This window comes from Mesorhizobium sp. M7A.F.Ca.AU.001.01.1.1 (genome assembly GCF_004022735.1).
In the GTDB taxonomy this organism is placed as follows: domain Bacteria; phylum Pseudomonadota; class Alphaproteobacteria; order Rhizobiales; family Rhizobiaceae; genus Mesorhizobium; species Mesorhizobium ciceri.
This window is the reverse complement of record NZ_RZPF01001130.1, coordinates 1-1,191: the sequence shown is the minus strand read 5'-3', so window position 1 is coordinate 1,191 and position 1,191 is coordinate 1. Positions and strand designations below refer to the sequence as shown.

General features: G+C 68.0%; 1 protein-coding gene. It reads right to left on the bottom strand.

The annotated features are described in order from the left end of the window. Window positions 1-1,191 (bottom strand): translocation/assembly module TamB domain-containing protein (locus EN884_RS36465; RefSeq protein ID WP_206617757.1); only part of this gene is annotated, 1,191 nt, incomplete at both ends.

Sequence of the window (1,191 nt, the reverse complement as noted above, 5' to 3'; positions counted from 1 at the left end):
GCCCCGCCGCTTCGGCGAGCTGGGCGATCTGCAGCGGCGACAGGTTCGACATCGAGCGGCCGAAGATCAATTGCGCCAGCACCTCATCCTCGGGCAGCGCCGGCACCGAGGAGAAGGTGAACTTCGGATTGGTCGCTTCGCCCGACACCACGATGGTGACGGTGGCGCTGGTCGTCGTCGTGGTCGCCGTCAAATTGAGATAGGGCACCAGCGAGCCGGAAAACCCGACCGTGCCTTCGGTGAAGGTCAGCCGCTTGCCGAGGATCGACAGTCGTCCGCGCTGCAAGGTGAAGGTGCCGACCGCTTGCGGCGACGAGGCCGGGCCGGTCAGCTTCAGCGAGCCGCCAAGTTCGGCATCAACGCCCCTGCCCTGGATGAAGATCTGATTCGGCGCGTTGACCGTGACATCGAGCGCAAGGCCGCTACCGCCGCCCTTGCCGCTGGTCGTCGGCGGCCGCAGCGCCTTGTCCTGCGCCTTGACCGCGCCCGGCGCGTTCTTGTGCTTGACGTCGAGCGCCGCCAGCGAGCCCGGCAATTTGTCGGGAACGGTGATCACCGTCTTGGCGAGATTGACGGTACCGGCGATGACCGGTGCGGAGGTCAGCGGTCCCTTGATCGTCAGGTCGCCGCCGAGATTGGCGGTCACCACCCTGCCGTCCGTATAGCGGCCGTCGACCAGCTTGATCGACAGGTCGGCCGGGAAACCCTGCGCCGGGTTGATGCCGACCGTGCCGCTGGCCGACAGGCTGCCGCGCGTCGACAGCGTTCCGGTCAGCCGGTTGATCCTGGCGACGCCGCCGGCAATCGAGACATCGGCGGCGAGATCGTTGACGGCGAGGCCGGAGCGCGCATCGACAAGGCGCGCACCCGAGGTGCTGATGCTGCCGCCGATGACGGGCGATGTCGCGGGACCGCGCACCTGCACGTTGACATTGGCGGTTCCAGACAAAGACAGACCCTGCGCGGCCAGCTTCTGGCTGAGCAGGCCGAACGGCACGACGCCATTGAAGTCGAGCACCAGTGACGGCGTGCCGGCCGTTGTCACGGTGCCGCCGCCCTTGAGGCCAAGGCCGGCGCCATCGCCGACATTGGCATTGAAGGTCAGCTTGTTGCCGCCGAAGGTGCCCGACGAGGAGACACTCACCGCACCGACACCGGCACCGCGCGTCTGCGAGGTCCGCACGCCGGCCG